Annotated in this window: 13 protein-coding genes; 8 read left to right on the plus strand and 5 right to left on the minus strand. The window is 65.7% G+C overall.

Annotation, left to right across the window (positions count from 1 at the left end; genetic code table 11):
- Positions 1-10: 10 nt before the first annotated feature.
- A complete protein-coding gene (locus ACLI1P_RS12045; protein ID WP_411708989.1) occupies positions 11-1,087 on the minus strand; it encodes an acyltransferase family protein in 1,077 nt (358 codons plus the stop codon).
- 57 nt (positions 1,088-1,144) lie between these two features.
- On the opposite strand from ACLI1P_RS12045, the gene ACLI1P_RS12050 reads away from it, so the two are divergent.
- Positions 1,145-2,119: a porin PorA family protein gene (locus ACLI1P_RS12050; RefSeq protein ID WP_411708990.1), complete on the plus strand. Its 975-nt coding sequence runs from the start codon at positions 1,145-1,147 to the stop codon at positions 2,117-2,119.
- Between the two features lie 13 nt (positions 2,120-2,132).
- Positions 2,133-3,614, plus strand: coding sequence for a hypothetical protein (locus ACLI1P_RS12055; RefSeq protein WP_411708991.1), 1,482 nt, complete (start codon positions 2,133-2,135; stop codon positions 3,612-3,614).
- Here ACLI1P_RS12055 and ACLI1P_RS12060 read toward each other — a convergent pair.
- Positions 3,538-4,629 carry a glycosyltransferase family 4 protein gene (locus tag ACLI1P_RS12060; protein WP_411708992.1) on the minus strand — a complete coding sequence of 364 codons (1,092 nt, stop codon included), beginning with the start codon at positions 4,627-4,629 and terminating at the stop codon, positions 3,538-3,540. The genes ACLI1P_RS12055 and ACLI1P_RS12060 overlap by 77 nt on opposite strands.
- Before the next feature lie 24 nt (positions 4,630-4,653).
- Between ACLI1P_RS12060 and ACLI1P_RS12065 the strand changes: the two genes are divergently transcribed.
- Positions 4,654-5,412 carry a class I SAM-dependent methyltransferase gene (locus tag ACLI1P_RS12065; protein WP_411708993.1) on the plus strand — a complete coding sequence of 253 codons (759 nt, stop codon included), beginning with the start codon at positions 4,654-4,656 and terminating at the stop codon, positions 5,410-5,412.
- 55 nt (positions 5,413-5,467) lie between these two features.
- Here ACLI1P_RS12065 and ACLI1P_RS12070 read toward each other — a convergent pair whose 3' ends face one another.
- Positions 5,468-7,288, minus strand: coding sequence for a phosphoenolpyruvate carboxykinase (GTP) (locus tag ACLI1P_RS12070; protein ID WP_411708994.1), 1,821 nt, complete (start codon positions 7,286-7,288; stop codon positions 5,468-5,470).
- Positions 7,289-7,675: 387 nt separating this feature from the next.
- On the opposite strand from ACLI1P_RS12070, the gene trmB reads away from it, so the two are divergent.
- From trmB to ACLI1P_RS12095, 5 genes are read left to right on the plus strand one after another with little or no spacing between them, the layout of a single operon-like run.
- Positions 7,676-8,452, plus strand: a complete 777-nt coding sequence (trmB, locus tag ACLI1P_RS12075; RefSeq protein ID WP_411708995.1) for a tRNA (guanosine(46)-N7)-methyltransferase TrmB — start codon at positions 7,676-7,678, stop codon at positions 8,450-8,452.
- The gene (locus tag ACLI1P_RS12080; RefSeq protein WP_411708996.1) at positions 8,452-9,078 is read left to right on the plus strand and encodes an NYN domain-containing protein; all 627 of its coding nucleotides are present in this window, start codon (positions 8,452-8,454) and stop codon (positions 9,076-9,078) included. Before trmB ends, ACLI1P_RS12080 begins: the two co-directional genes overlap by 1 nt.
- Positions 9,079-9,085: 7 nt before the next feature.
- Positions 9,086-11,305, plus strand: a complete 2,220-nt coding sequence (locus ACLI1P_RS12085) for an MMPL family transporter (RefSeq protein WP_411708997.1) — start codon at positions 9,086-9,088, stop codon at positions 11,303-11,305.
- Positions 11,302-12,312, plus strand: a complete 1,011-nt coding sequence (locus ACLI1P_RS12090; RefSeq protein ID WP_411708998.1) for a lysylphosphatidylglycerol synthase transmembrane domain-containing protein — start codon at positions 11,302-11,304, stop codon at positions 12,310-12,312. Before ACLI1P_RS12085 ends, ACLI1P_RS12090 begins: the two co-directional genes overlap by 4 nt.
- The gene (locus ACLI1P_RS12095) at positions 12,313-12,657 is read left to right on the plus strand and encodes a DUF3054 domain-containing protein (RefSeq protein ID WP_408929708.1); all 345 of its coding nucleotides are present in this window, start codon (positions 12,313-12,315) and stop codon (positions 12,655-12,657) included.
- Here the strand turns inward: ACLI1P_RS12095 and ACLI1P_RS12100 are convergent.
- Complete coding sequence (locus ACLI1P_RS12100) at positions 12,654-13,739, minus strand: ATP-grasp domain-containing protein (protein WP_411709723.1); 1,086 nt, start codon at positions 13,737-13,739, stop codon at positions 12,654-12,656. The two genes, ACLI1P_RS12095 and ACLI1P_RS12100, sit on opposite strands and share 4 nt — an antisense overlap.
- A 34-nt stretch (positions 13,740-13,773) precedes the next feature.
- On the minus strand, positions 13,774-14,601 hold the full coding sequence (locus tag ACLI1P_RS12105) for an ATP-grasp domain-containing protein (RefSeq protein ID WP_411708999.1): 828 nt from the start codon (positions 14,599-14,601) through the stop codon (positions 13,774-13,776).
- Positions 14,602-14,634: the final 33 nt, after the last annotated feature.

Raw genomic sequence — 14,634 nt, forward strand, 5'->3', positions numbered from 1 at the left:
AGCCCGCCGTTTACGAGCCCGCCGAGCCCGCCGGACCGCGAGTAGCGGCCAGGGAGCGGATGAGGTCGCGCCCGGGGGCCTCGACAAGCACGTAGGTCGCGGCCGACAGCGCGCAGCTGACCACTACGGTAAAGGCGGCCACCACCGCGAAGTCCCCGGCTGAGCCGGAAAACGGGTCCACGCCCAGCAGCGGGAACGCGATGGCCAGCACCGCCACGTGCCACATGAAAACGCCGTAGGACCAGCGGCCCAGCGCGCGCATGAGGGGCGCGGACAGCCAGCTTTCACGGGGAGAAAGCGCCACCGGCACCACCACGCAGGCCCCGCACACCGCGCCTACGGCAATACGCCGCGCGAACTCGTCCGGAGCGGGGTGCACCAGGCCCTGCGGGCCGAACCACTCGCGGCTAGCCAGCCACACGCAGCCCGCGGCCACCGCCCAGCACACCGGGCGCACCACACCCCCAGCACGCAGCCTTACCTGCGCGGCCTCCGCCTCCGCGGCCAGCATGCCCACCGCGAACCACGCGAAGTACGCCGGCGGCCAGATCTGCGTGTTGACCTGGCCAGACTCAAACCCCGCCACAAAAGGAAGGAAACCCCAGCCCAGGCTCAGCACACCCGCGCCGGCGATGAGCAGCACCCGCCCCCGCGCGGAACACCGATCCAAGGCCCACGCCAGCAGCGGCAGCACCGCGTAGAAGGCGAACTCCACGCACAAGGACCACAGCTGGGTCAGTCCGGGTACTAGCCCGTCGGCGATGTAGAGCTGCGTGCCGGTGAGGTTGGTGAGAAGTTGGGGGAGGGTGAGCGGGGAGGCGTCGGGAAGCAGGGCGAGTACTGCCACCACGCACACCACGTAGAGCGGGGCCAGGCGGGCCACGCGGGAGAGCGCGTACTGGCCCACGGTGTGCGCGTGCCGCCGGCGCCACAGCAGGAAGCCGCTGAGCACGAAGAAGACCGCCACGCCGTAGTCCAGGCGCTCGGCCCAGGCCCAGCCGGTGGCCGTCTGGAAGGACACGTGCGTGACCACAACCGCCAGTGCAGCCAGCGCACGCACACCTTCGAGCTCGGGGAGAAAGCGCATGACCTACTACGATACTATTTCTGCAGTAAATCCCCCTCTCGACCGATCGGAGCTGACGTGTTCCTTCGCTCCCGCATAGCGCAGGTGACGATTGCCGCCGCGGTCTTCCTTATCCTCGGGTCCACCCTGCCGCCGCTCTACAACAACCAGGCGCGGCCGCTAGCCACGGACCTGAATCTCGAAGTCCGCGCGGTGCAGGACGGCACCACCTACACCCGCCACACCACCACCTCCCCGGCGGAGAAGGATTCGGTGGCGCGCGCGACATCCACCGTGGAGCTGGCCCAGGACGGGAAAACCATCGTGCGTATTAGCGAAGATTCCCTGCTCAACCGCGAGTCCACGTACCCGGTGGCCGGGACCAACACCACGCAGAGCATTACCATCCCGGAGCTGGGCGTGGACACCGCGGACCAGGAGAGCGAGCGCAATGGCATGAGCTACTTCTTCCCCTCCGGCGCGGAGCAGCGCTCCTACCCCTTCTTCGATCCGCTCACGCAAGATTCGGCGCCGATTGACTTCCTGCGGGATGAGAAACTGGACGGCATCCCCACCTATGTCTTCCACCAGGAGCTTCAGCCGGCCGCGCTGGCGGATGTCTTGGGCACCGACCAGCACCGTTCCGGCCCGGCGAGTGACTTCTACTCGCCGGAGTCTCTGCAGCGCTTCGATCTCAAGGCGAACTCGCACGTCATCCTGGAGCCCTTCTATGCGGTAAGCCGCACGGTGTGGGTGGAGCCCACCACCGGCACGATTGTCAACGAGGAGGAGCACCCGCGCATCTTCTGGGCTACCGACGCCGCGCAGGCCGAGGCCATGGTCGCCGCCGATGACACGCAGGAGCGCGCGCTTGTCGACGCCCCCCTGGCCTGGTCCACCGAGACCCGCACCGAGCGCCTCGACGCCGTGCGCCAGGTCATCACCACGGTGAAGATGCTGAGCATCGTGGGCTGGCTGGGCAAGACCGTGGGCGTGGTGCTACTGGCGGTAGCGGCCGCGATGTACATGCGCCGTCGCTCCCAGGACGCTTAAGGGACCGGTGTCCGTGTCCTCCCGCGCAGTGCGCTGGGCTTTAAGGCTCTGGGGTGTCGTACTCGTCGCCGCGGTGTGCTGGCCCTTCCTGCTGCCGGGCGAATTCCTCTGGCGCGACATGGTGCTGCTGAACCACCCGGCGTTGAGCGCCTCCGCCTTCGGCGCCGGCGACGTACCGGCGCGCAATGCGCCGCAAGATGGCGTGCTCGCGCTCGTGGGCGGGGCGTGGCTCGCCAGGGTTTTTATCCTCGGCGCGGCGAGCGCGTCCGCGTGGGCGGCCTGCTGCTGGTCGCGCAGCAGGGCCCAGTCGAGCCCGTGGGCGGCAGCCGCCGCGATGGCGTGTGCTGTGGCCAATCCCTTCGTCGTCGAGCGCCTCCTGCAGGGCCAGTGGTCGCTGGCGGTGGCAGCGTGGCTGGCACCGGTGATCGCGTGGGGGTGTTTGAGCGGACGTCCGCGCCGGGCGTGGCTGGCGCTGTGGGCGGCGTCCTTGACGCCCACCGGTGGGCTCTTCGGTGGACTCATTGCGGTGGCCTGTGAGCGCGACGGGCGCCGGCGGTGGCTCTTCGCCGGCGGCGCGGTGCTGCTGTGGCTGCCGTGGCTGGTTCCTAGCCTCCTCGGCGGTTCCCCCAGCGCCCCCGGGGATCCCGCCGCCCAGGCCGCGGCCTTCGCCCCGCGCGCGGAGGCCTACGTAGGAACGGTCGGCTCGCTGCTCGGCTTCGGGGGCATCTGGAACGCCGAGGCGGTGCCGGCCTCCCGCGAGCACGGCTTCGCGCTGGCCGGGCTGGCCGTCGCGGCCCTGGCTATCATCGGCGCGGCCCGGCTTCCCCGCCGGGAGCTGCGCCCGCTCGCCGTCCTGGCGGCACTAGGCATGGGCCTGGCCCTCCTCGGCGGGCTTGTTCCCGGGGCCACCGCTGTCGCACTGGAGCACATTCCCGGCGCGGGCCTTCTTCGTGATTCCTCCAAGCTCACCCTGCTGGCCCTGCCGCTGGCAGTGGCGGGCATCGGCGCGCTGCGCCAGCTTCCGGCGACGGTGGCCCTCTGCGCGTGCCTGCTCCAGGCCCCGGATGCGCCGCGGGAGCTCGCCGTGTTGCAGCCGCGCGACACGGGCATCGACCGCCAACTGGTGGCAGACCTCGACGGGCGCCTGACCTTCTTCGCCGACCGCCCCGCCATGGTGGAAGTCGACGGCGGCATTGCCCTCGACCCCTACTCCAAGGCGGCGAACAAGCTGGATTCGGGCGCGCTCACCGTGGACGGCAGGGTGGTGGATGAGCCATCTCCGCGCTACGTGGCGACGGCAGGAGCCTGGGATGAGCGCGACGTCGAGAAGCTAGAGGAGTTCGGCGTCGGCGCGGTGGTCGAGGACGGCCGCATCGTTGCCACCACCGCCGCCGCACCCGAGCCCGCGCCGTGGGGGCTTAGCGCCGCCTGGTGCGCGCTTCCGCTTGGAGCAGCTCTTCGAAGCGGGCGCCGGTGGCCTCCCAGGAAAAGGTAGCGGCCAGCGCGCGGGCGGCGTCGCCAAGCTGGGCGCGCAGGGCGGGGTCCTCAACCAGCGCCCGCACCGCCTGCGTGAACTCCGCCTCGCGCTGGACCAGCAGGCCGGTCTCGCCATCAATCACGCTGTCTTGCAGGCCAAACACGTATCCCACTGTGGGCACCCCATGTTGGGCCGCCTCCATGACTGCCAGCCCCCAGCCTTCCTTGCGGGAGGGCATGAGGTGGACGTCGGCGCGCGCGAGCAGGGCATGCTTGTAGTCCTCGGTCACCTGGCCCCGGAAGCGCACGCGGTCCTCCACGCCGTGGGCGCGGGCGTACTCGCGCAGGTGCGACTCCCACCAGCCGGAACCGATGACGTCGAGAAGCGCGCCCGGAATCCTCGCCACGGTGTCCATGGCGTGCTCAATCTGCTTGTGCGGCACCAGGCGCGACAGTGTCACCAGGTGGATATCGGCCTCCCGCTCCAGGGTGGGCACGTGCTCCGGTAGGGGATCCACGCCGTTTTCAATGATGTGCGCTCCGTGAATCCCCAGCTTCTCCAGGTCGCGCTTCGAGGCTTCCGAGACCGTCACCCACGTGTTCTCGCGGTAGAGCGCCGGCACCACGCGGGATTCCAGGAACCAGCCCAGCCGCGCCAGCACGGGCCCGGCCACCGGCCACTGCTCGCGGTGGCAGTGATGCGTGAGCACCACGACGGGCGCGCGGGTAGCCAGGCGGGCGAAGAAGGGGATGCCGTTGTGGGTATCCACCACGACGTCGACGCCGCGCATATCGCGCCCGCCGAGCAGCAGCGCCAGCAGCGCGCGCGGATAGACGCTGAACTTGGCACCGGCGCGCGAATAGAGCACGCCGTTGCGGCGCTCGCGCTTGGCGGCATTCATGTGGCGTGCGGTGCGAAAGACCACCTCGTGGCCGTGGGCGGCGAGGTACTTGCCCACGCGCTCCAGGTAGCGCTCGGAGCCACCGCCTTGCGGGTGGGTGGAATCGCGCCAGCACAAAAGAAGGATTTTCATGTCGAGGAACTAGCCTAGTGGGTTATGAAACACACCCGGGCTTTCGCCACCCTGCGCCGCTCCTGGCGGCTGTTGCGCTCCTTCCGCTTCGAGCAGACCCAGCCCGCGGTGTTCTATGGCGGTCTGGCGGAGGATACCGCCGCGCTTGTCGACGCCCTCGCGAAAGACCACTCCCTCTCCCTCACCGGCGCGCGCGTGCTCGACGTCGGCGGCGGGCCCGGCTATTTCGCCTCCGCCTTTGCCCGGCGCGGGGCTAGCTATGTCGGGCTGGAGCCGGACGTGGGCGAGATGGCCGCCGCCGGTATCTCAGTGGCCCAGGCTGTGCGCGGCGACGGCACCCGCCTGCCCTTTGCGGATGGCACCTTTGACATCACGTACTCCTCCAACGTGGCCGAGCACATCCCCAACCCCTGGGCCATGGGTGAGGAGATGCTGCGCGTGACCAAGCCCGGCGGGCTGGTCATCCTCAGCTACACGGTGTGGCTGGGACCTTTCGGTGGGCACGAGACCGGCCTGTGGGAGCACTACGTGGGCGGCGAATTCGCCCGCGACCGCTATACCCGCCGCCACGGCCACCCGCCGAAAAACGTCTTCGGCACCTCGCTCTTTGCGCTCTCCGCGCGCGAGGGCCTGGACTGGGCGCACAGCGCCACCGAGCGCGGTCCACACACGCTACTGGCTACCTTCCCGCGCTACCACCCAGCCTGGGCCTGGTGGGTAACGAAGGTGCCGGTGCTGCGCGAGTTCCTCGCCTCCAACCTGGTCCTCGTCCTGCGCGCCTAAAACGGCGAAAGCTCCCCGCCGTTGAAGCGGGGAGCTTATAGCTGCGTGAGGCTAATTAGCTCGCAGACTCAACGCGCTCCTTAAGCGCCTTGAACTGATCCCACACCTCGGACGGGACGCGGGAGCCCAGGAAGTGCAGGTACTCGCTGTTGTCCTCCATGTCGCCGGCCCAGTCGGCCGGGTTGACGGCCAGGGCCTCGCGGACGTCCTCGATGTCGAAGTCCAGGCCGGTGAGGTCGATGTCCTCCGGGCGGGCGGTGTGGCCCACGACGGTCTCCACGGCCTCGACCTTGCCCTCGATGCGGTCCACAATCCACTTGAGCACGCGGGAGTTCTCGCCGAAGCCCGGCCACAGGAAGCGGCCGTCCTCGCCGCGGCGGAACCAGTTGACCAGGAAGATCTCCGGCATGCGCTCGCCGCCCTTAACACCCATGTCCACCCAGTGCTGCAGGTAGTCACCGGCGTTGTAGCCCATGAAGGGCAGCATGGCCATCGGGTCGTGGCGCAGGGCGCCCACCTTGCCCTCGGCGGCCGCGGTCTGGCCGGAGGAGAGCAGGGCGCCGATCATGGTGCCGTGGTTCCAGTCAAAGGCCTGGGTGACCAGCGGGACGGTGTCCGCGCGGCGGCCGCCGAAGAGGATGGCGTCGATCTTGACGCCCTTCCAGTCGTCGTACTCCGGGGCGGCCGTCGGGCACTGGGAAATCGGCACGCAGTAGCGGGAGTTCGGGTGCGCAGCCTTGGTGGTCGAAGCCGGGGTCCAGTCGTTGCCGTGCCAGTCGATGAGATGCTCCGGGGCCTCGCCCATTTCCTCCCACCAGACGTCGCCGTCATCAGTCAGCGCCACGTTGGTGAACAGGGTGTTGCCCGGCTCCATGGTCTTCATGGCAATCGGGTTGGAGTCGTAGTTGGTGCCCGGCGCCACGCCGAAGAAGCCGTTCTCCGGGTTGACGGCGTAGAGGCCGTCCTCGCGCAGGTGCATCCACGCGATATCGTCGCCAACAACCTCGGCGGACCAGCCCGGAATCGTCGGGGTAATCATGGCCAGGTTGGTCTTACCGCAGGCGGACGGGAAGGCGGCCGCCACGTGGTACTTCTTGCCCTCCGGGTTGGTGAGCTTGAGGATGAGCATGTGCTCTGCCATCCAGCCCTCTTCCTTCGCCATGACGGAGGCGATGCGCAGCGCGTAGCACTTCTTGGCCAGGATGGCGTTGCCGCCGTAGCCGGAACCGTAGGACCAGATCTCCTTGGTCTCCGGGAACTGGGTGATGTACTTGGTGTCGTTGCACGGCCAGGCCACGTCCTCCTGGCCCGGCTCCAGCGGAGCACCGACGGAGTGCAGGGCGTGGACAAAGTCGCCGTTGTCCCCGATCTTGTCCAGGGCCTGCTTGCCCATGCGGGTCATGATGCGCATGGACAGGACCACGTAGGCGGAGTCCGTCAGCTGCACGCCCAGCTTCGGGTCTGGGTCGTTGATGGGGCCCATGCAGAACGGCACCACGTACATGGTGCGGCCCTTCATGGAACCACTGAAGGCCTCCGTCATCTCTTCCTTCATCGCCGCCGGCGGGGCCCAGTTGTTGGTGGGGCCTGCACCCTCAGCGGTCTCGGTACAGATGAAAGTGCGGGACTCCACGCGGGCGACGTCCGAGGGGTTGGAGCGGGCCAGGTAGGAGTTCGGGCGCTTTTCCTCGTTGAGCTTGATCAGCGTGCCCTTCTCTACGAGCTCACCAGCGAGGCGGTCTGCTTCTTCCTGGGAGCCGTCAACGAATACAACCTCTTCCGGCTGGAAGAGCTCGACACTCTCACTGATCCACGAAATGAGCTTCTCATTCTTCGTGGGCAGTTCACCTACAAGGCCTTTGATTGTTGCGGTCATCTCTCATTCTCCTGAGGTCGGTGTGGCCGGGTGCTCACTCGCGCCAACAAGGTGGTCTCCCTCATCGGCGTGTCACCATCCAGAGTATCGCCACTGGTCCTATCAGATGGTGTAATACGGGCCACGGTGGTTATATCCACCCTGGTCGCACCGCCTTCACCAAGCGCACGGGCCTGTGAGATATGGCACGAGGCGGATTTTATCACCCCTCAACGGGGGCATAAATCGATCATTTCTCCACGCCCGGTTTGTCGCGTTCTCACCCCTACATCCTTCATTCGGGCACCGTTCCCACCCCGCCGGCCGCACCCGCTGCGTACTCGCCCGCCCGGGCACCCGGCGCGGCACGTTGCTCCCCACCCCTGCTTAGGGGAACAATGTATCCCGATGAATAGCGCAGACTCTTCCCCCACCCCGCCGGCCGCCGAGATGCCGCACGGCCGCGGCCTCCAGACCGACTTCAACGCGGAGTTCAACAACGACTTGGACTACCCGCGCCTGGGCAATGTCACCTTCCGCCGCGGCACCCTCACCGATAACCAGAACGCACTCTTTGAGGAGCACTGGCCCGAGCTGGGGCGCATGCTTGCCGACGAACCCCTGGACATCCCCGCCTGGTTCGGCCGCGACGGTGCGAAGACCATCGTGGAGATCGGATCCGGCACCGGCACCTCCACCGCCGCCATGGCGCCGCTGGAGCAGGACACCAACATCATCGCCGTGGAGCTCTACAAGCCGGGCCTGGCCAAGCTGCTCGGCTCCATCGTGCGCAATGACATTGACAACATCCGCATGGTGCGCGGCGATGGCATCGAGGTGCTCATGCGCATGTTCGCGCCGGAATCCCTCGACGGCCTCCGCATCTTCTTCCCGGATCCCTGGCCCAAGGCCCGCCACCACAAGCGCCGCATCATCCAGTCCGGCACGCTCAACCTGTTCGCCTCCCGCCTGAAACCCGGCGGCGTGCTCCACGTGGCCACCGACCACGCCGGCTATGCCGAGTGGATCGACGAACTCGTGGAGGTCGAGCCCTCCCTGGACTACAAGGGCTGGCCGTGGCCGGAGTGCCCCATCCTCACCGACCGCCAGGTCATCACCAAGTTCGAGGGCAAGGGCCTGGACAAGGAACACGTCATCACTGAGTACCTGTGGGAGAAGAAGTAATGGCCGGAACTTATCTCCTGGTGTGGGACGCGCCAAACATGGACATGGGGCTCGGCGCCATCCTGGGCGGGCGGCCTACCGCCGCCTACCGCCCGCGCTTTGACGCCATCGGCCGCTGGCTGGTGGAGCTGGCCATGGACAACGACGCCACCCCGGAGGCCGCCGTCTTCACCAACGTCAGCCCGGGCGGCGCGGACGTCATCCGCCCGTGGGTCGAAGCCATCCGCAACGTCGGCTTCGCCGTCTTTGCCAAGCCCAAGCTGCACGAGGACGACGACGTCGACCCCGACATGATCGAGCACATCAAGGCCCACCGTGAGGACCTCTCCGGGGTCATCGTGGCTTCTGCCGACGGTCAGAACTTCCAGCACCTGCTGGAGCAACTCACTGCCTCCGGCCTGCCCACCTGCGTGCTGGGCTTCCACGAGCACGCCTCCTGGGCGGTGACCCACCCGGACATCGAGTTCGTCGATCTCGAGGACATCGAGGGTGTCTTCCGCGAGCCGCTACCGCGTGTCAACCTGGACAACCTGCCCCCGGGCGGCGCGTGGCTGCAGCCCTTCCGCCCGCTGTCCGCGCTCGTGTCCTCGGCCTCCCAGCGCCACCACGCCCCCGAGAACCGTTAGGAGAAGCATGTTTTACTCGTGGGGCCGTTTTTCCTATGCCCACCGCAAGGCCATCCCGCTGGTCATCGTCGGCATCATCCTGCTGCTCTTCCTCGGGTTCGGCAACCGCCTGGGAGACCGGATGAGCCAGGAGGGGTGGGAGGACCCGGGTGCGGCGTCGACAAGCGCGGCGCAGATCGAGCTCGACACGTTCGGCCGGGACAACTCCGGCGACGTCATCCTGCTCTTCGACGACCCCGACGCCCACGCCGCCGAAGCAAAGGCCTTCCTGGACCAGCTCAAGGCCGAGCACCCGGAGCAGATTGACTCCGTCACCAGCTACTTCGACAAACGCAACCCCAACCTCATCACGCGGGATCACTCCACGGCCTTTGCCGCCATCGGGCTGAAGGGCGACGGCGAGCAGACCCTCAAGGACTTCCGCGCCATCGAGGACTCGCTACACACGGCGGACGTACCCGTGCAGGTCGCCGGCGCCACCGCCGTGGCCGATGCGCTGGATGAGGGCATGTCCAAGGATATTTCGCGCGCCGAAAAGGCCGCACTGCCGCTCGTGGGTCTGCTGCTGCTCGTTGTCTTCGGCTCCGTCGTCGCGGCGTTCATGCCGCTGTTGGTGGGCGGGCTATCCATCCTGGGCTCCCTCGGAATCCTTTCCATCCTGGCGGGATTCTTGCAGGTCAACGTGTTCGCCCAAGCCGTCGTCACGCTGCTGGGCCTGGGCCTGGCCATCGACTACGGCCTGTTTATGGTCTCGCGCTTCCGCGAGGAACTGGACAAGGGCCGCAGCACCGAAGAGGCTGTGGCCATCACCACCGCCACCGCGGGCCAGACGGTGGTCTTCTCCGCCGCCATGGTGGCCGTATCCCTCTCCGGGCTTTTCCTCTTCCCGCAGGCCTTCCTCAAGTCCGTGGCCTACGGCTCCATCTCCGCCGTCGGTCTCGCCGCCTTGCTCTCCGTGATGGTGCTGCCGTCGCTGTTCGGCATGCTGGGCCACAACATCGACAAGTGGACCGTGCGCAAGACCTCCCGGCGCGGGCGCCGCATCGAGGACTCCTGGTGGTACAAGCTGCCAAGTTGGGCCATGCGCCGCGCAGGGCTGATGACGGCCGCCATCTGCGCCCTACTCATCGCGCTCACCCTGCCGGTGCTGGGCGTGAAGTTCGGCGGCATCAACGAGTCCTACCTGCCGCCGGACCAGGAGGTCCGCGTGGCCCAGGACCAGTTCAACGATAAGTTCCCGGCCTTCCGCACCGAGCCGGTCAAGCTCGTGGTGAAAAACGCGACGAACCAGCAGCTTGTCGACGTCCTCATGCAGGCCCGCTCCATCCAGGGCTTCACCGAGCCGATGGGCCCGAAGTCCAAGACCGTGGACGGCACCACCGTCCTGGGCGCGGGCATCCAGGACCGCGAGGATTACGGGCGCATCGTCCACGAGCTGGAGAACATCGAGGCACCCGAGGGCGTGGAGCTCTACGTCGGTGGTACGCCGGCCATGGAGGTCGAGTCCCTCGACGCGCTCTTTGACACCCTGCCGTGGATGGCCCTCTACGTCGTGCTGGCCACATTCATCCTCATGGCGCTGGTCTTCGGCTCATTTATCTTGCCGCTCAAGGCCATCTTCATGACGCTGCTCTCCCTGGGCGCCACACTAGGCATCCTGACGCTCATGTTCGTCGACGGCCTGGGCTCCGGGGCACTCAACTACACCGCCGGCCCACTCATGAGCCCGATTCTGGTGCTCATCATCGCCATCGTCTTTGGTCTCTCCACGGACTACGAGGTCTTCTTGGTCTCGCGCATGGTAGAAGCCCGTCGCCGGGGCGCTTCCACAGACGAGGCCATCGCTGCGGGCACCGCGCACACCGGCGGCATCATCACGGCGGCCGCGCTCATCATGATTGTGGTGGCGGGGGCCTTCGGCTTCTCCGACATCGTGATGATGAAGTACATCGCCTTCGGCATGATTTTTGCACTGCTGATCGACGCCACCATCGTCCGCATGCTCCTCGTCCCGGCCGTCATGCACCTGCTGCGCGAGGACAACTGGTGGGCACCGCGCTTCCTGACGCGGATGGCGTCGGGGCTGGGCGGGGAGGCGTCGTCAAGCGCGGCACCCGCAACCGACACCGACGCCCCCGCCCGGGGCGCGCGCAGCGTCGACACCGACGACGAGCTCATCCCCTTCACCGAGCTTGCCCGCCGCCTCAACTCCGCGGATAAACGATGAACAAGAAATGGCTCACCTGGGGAATCTCGCTGGTCATCCTGGCCGCGCTGGCGTGGTTCTTCCGCGACCAGCTGGACTTCATCACCGAGGGCCTGCGCCGCCTGCGCCACGCCGAGCCACTGCCGGTAGTGCTGGTCGTGCTCTTCGCGCTCGGCTCCATCGCCGGGATGGCGGAGGTGATGAAAAGGCTCATCGGCGCCGGCGGCGTCAGGGTCCCGCTGCGTGAGACCTACGCCATCACGCTGGCCTCCAACGCGTGGTCCACCACCCTGCCGGCTGGACCGGCCTTCTCCGCGGTGCTCACCTTCCAGGTGCAGCGCCGCTGGGGCGCGTCGGTGGCGCTGTGCAGCTACTTTCTGTTCCTGTCCTCCATCGTCAGCTCGCTTTTCCTCGCCCTCATCGGACTGGGCGGGGTGTTCTTCCTCAACGCGGATATGGCTCTAGGCTCGCTGATTACCACGGTTGTGCTCATGCTCGCCGCACTCGGTGGCATCTTCTGGCTGACCTCCCACCCAGTGACCCTGGAGCGCTGGCTGCGCACGCTGCGGCCCGGGCCTAAGCGGGATCGCGCGATCCAAGAGGTGCGCAACCTCGGCGAGGTCCACCTTTCGCGCGGCTCCTTTGCCGTGGTTGCCGGGGCGTCGCTGGTGCACCGCCTGGCCGATATGGCCGCCTTGTGGGCCTCGGTGTGGGCGGTGACCGGGGAGATTCCGTGGCTGCGTGCTGGTGCGGACGACACCACAATTGCCGGTGTGGCCCTGGCTTTCCTCGCCGCGAAGCTGGCTGGGTCCGCGCAGGTCACCCCCGGTGGGCTGGGCACGGTGGAGGCCGCGCTCATCGCCCCGCTGGTGGCCACCGGCCTCACGGTCGTGCACGCCACCTCCGCGGCCATCATCTACCGGCTTATCTCCTTTGCGCTCATCACTATCATTGGGTGGGTCATCTACTTCGCCCACTACGCCCGCGATGGCTTTTCCTACGCGGCGTTGAACCGGAAGGAATCCTAAATGCGCGTTGCCCCGCTTATCGACGTCCTCGCTCTCGCCCTCTTCGCCATCCTCGCCCGCCTGGCGCACGGTGGTCTGAGCTTTAGCTCGTGGGTGGATGCCTTCTGGCCGTGGACCGTGGGCGCGCTCGTGGGCTGGGTCATCATCATGGCCACGAAGCTGAGCGGCCTGTGGAAAGAAGGTGTCGTCGTGTGGCTCAGCGCCATCGTTGGCGGTATGGCTTTGTGGATGCTGGTCAACGGCCGCCTGCCGCACTGGTCCTTCCTCATCGTGGCCACCGTGATGTCCGCGCTGTTCTTCTTTGGCTGGCGCGCCATTGCAGCCTTTGCGTCCCAGCGTTCCTAATCGCTCACGGTAATCCGCATCTTACCCATTGCGCGATCCAGAAGATCTTCCGGGTCTTCTCCGCTACAGGCATGCGCTACGAGGCAACCAAGTCGCTCTGTTGAAGAGCTCGCACTCCCCACCCTTACACCAGGTTCTGCTGCGCAATAGCCGGCGAGGATTCCTGGCTCCGATAGCGCTTCTTCGACCCCACTAACGGCTGTGATGGTGCCGGAAGGGACTTGGATATAGCGGACAGCGCTACTGTGGCCATCGCGCCGTTGAGGAAAGACAAATCCATCGTTAAGAGCGTTTTTTCTACCGTGCTGGCGCAAAGCATCTGCAATGAGAGGATCAAAAATGTTTGCACCGTGCACAGAACTGACAAGTAGGTGAATGAAGTCGCCGCCTGGGCGCACATGCCCTTCACCTAAGACCACCCCCTGGCCGTCCACCCACCAGCCCTCGACATGAAAGAGCCCCGCACTTAATCCCCATGCATTAAGGGCAGAAGTGACGGATGCGGCTATCTCTTCTTCATGATCCGCAAGAAGGACGCTAGGGTAACGGTGTCCGATTTCCACCACGCCCTCAAGCCGCTTATCAGTGATACCGACTACGACAGGTTCGGAGGCGTAGAAGTATCCCTCCGCTGAAAACTCAGTTCCTTGGACGAATGTTTCGACGAAGCCGTCCGACAGTGTTCGGAGCGCCTCCCTCGCACTCTCAGGTTCGGTGTGAACACTCACTCCAGCACTACCTGATCCGCTGCGGGGCTTCACGACCCAAGGACCTGGTATGTCTCTCGGATCCTCTGCCGTCGCTGGTTGTTCGAAGCCAGCATCGCGCAAGCATTGACGAGCCTCATCCTTCCGCTTCAATCTAGCTACGCACTCTGGAGCGTTACCAGAATCGTCGAGAAGAGCGGTCTGATATGTGTAGTCTTCGCGGAAGCATACGTAGCCTTCACAGTCACTGTATCCAGTTGATTCCTTCCGAGCGAGCGCTTCGTCGAGGTTCTTCCCGTCTAATTCAATGAGCTCTACGCCTTGGCGAGCAGCGGCATCTCGAAGCATGCCTAGCTGATGATGACCGTGCGACATCCGAGGAAATGCCCCAACCAAGCCGATTCGCTGCTTATTCAACGACTACCTCCACGTCCCGAAGTCTCGATTCAAAAGCTTCTATCTCTCTTCGGGACGACGCCACCACTACAACTTCCGCAAGGATTGAACTCAATGTGTCGGCAGGGGGTTGCGTAATCACATCGCCGACGTGCACGTGTTGTTGGGATTCTACGACGATAGGAGCTGTAGGAAGCTGACCCATAGATTTAAGTATTCCCTCTTTTTCAGTATGTAGCTTGAGTGTTGCCGCCACATAGCCATCGCGAGGCACCGCAAATGAAGGTCTTTGCCCCGTTGCAATGCGTACCAAATCGCGAGCGAAGGATACACCAGTTACCTGCGGTACCAAGTGGGAGGCAATGTAGTCTCCACCTGGTCGAGCAGCAATCTCGACCAACTTAACTGTTGATGTTCTAGCGTCAAAGAAGAATTCCATGTGGAACGCACAATTATTGATTCCGAGGGCTTTGATTGTCGCTTGCAGAAGCGGCTTCACCGCATCCTGAATTCCCTCTACGGCCGATGGAAAAACCTGTCCAATCTCCAATCGAAACTTAGCTGTAGTCGTTTTATCTGTCACGCCTATGAGATGAACGTCCCCTTCGTACACATATCCCTCAGCGCTGTGTTCACTTCCGGTCAGTAACTCCTCCACTACCATCGGGCCGCCCCATCGGGACACCGCAGCCGTGACTTCCTCCGCCGTATGACACAATGAAAACCCTCGAGACCCAGACGCATCCACTGGCTTGACCACACACGGGACCGTGATTCCTGCACTCTCCATAACCGTTAGTGCATTATCGCCCGGCTCAATCAACGAAAACGAAGGAACCATTGGGGTTGCCCGCAAATCGTGGACACGTAGTGG

Origin of the sequence: Corynebacterium tardum (assembly GCF_046717785.1) — a bacterium.
GTDB lineage: Bacteria > Actinomycetota > Actinomycetes > Mycobacteriales > Mycobacteriaceae > Corynebacterium.

What these genes read in the sequence shown, in the direction of transcription:
- ACLI1P_RS12085 (WP_411708997.1), top strand. Translation starts at nt 9,086, where the DNA reads ATGTTTTACTCGTGGGGCCGTTTTTCCTATGCCCACCGCAAGGCCATC.
- ACLI1P_RS12090 (WP_411708998.1), top strand. Translation starts at nt 11,302, where the DNA reads ATGAACAAGAAATGGCTCACCTGGGGAATCTCGCTGGTCATCCTGGCC.
- ACLI1P_RS12095 (WP_408929708.1), top strand. Translation starts at nt 12,313, where the DNA reads ATGCGCGTTGCCCCGCTTATCGACGTCCTCGCTCTCGCCCTCTTCGCC.
- trmB (WP_411708995.1), top strand. Translation starts at nt 7,676, where the DNA reads ATGAATAGCGCAGACTCTTCCCCCACCCCGCCGGCCGCCGAGATGCCG.
- ACLI1P_RS12045 (WP_411708989.1), bottom strand. Translation starts at nt 1,087, where the DNA reads ATGCGCTTTCTCCCCGAGCTCGAAGGTGTGCGTGCGCTGGCTGCACTG.
- ACLI1P_RS12105 (WP_411708999.1), bottom strand. Translation starts at nt 14,601, where the DNA reads ATGGTTCCTTCGTTTTCGTTGATTGAGCCGGGCGATAATGCACTAACG.
- ACLI1P_RS12060 (WP_411708992.1), bottom strand. Translation starts at nt 4,629, where the DNA reads ATGAAAATCCTTCTTTTGTGCTGGCGCGATTCCACCCACCCGCAAGGC.
- ACLI1P_RS12080 (WP_411708996.1), top strand. Translation starts at nt 8,452, where the DNA reads ATGGCCGGAACTTATCTCCTGGTGTGGGACGCGCCAAACATGGACATG.
- ACLI1P_RS12100 (WP_411709723.1), bottom strand. Translation starts at nt 13,739, where the DNA reads ATGTCGCACGGTCATCATCAGCTAGGCATGCTTCGAGATGCCGCTGCT.
- ACLI1P_RS12065 (WP_411708993.1), top strand. Translation starts at nt 4,654, where the DNA reads ATGAAACACACCCGGGCTTTCGCCACCCTGCGCCGCTCCTGGCGGCTG.
- ACLI1P_RS12070 (WP_411708994.1), bottom strand. Translation starts at nt 7,288, where the DNA reads ATGACCGCAACAATCAAAGGCCTTGTAGGTGAACTGCCCACGAAGAAT.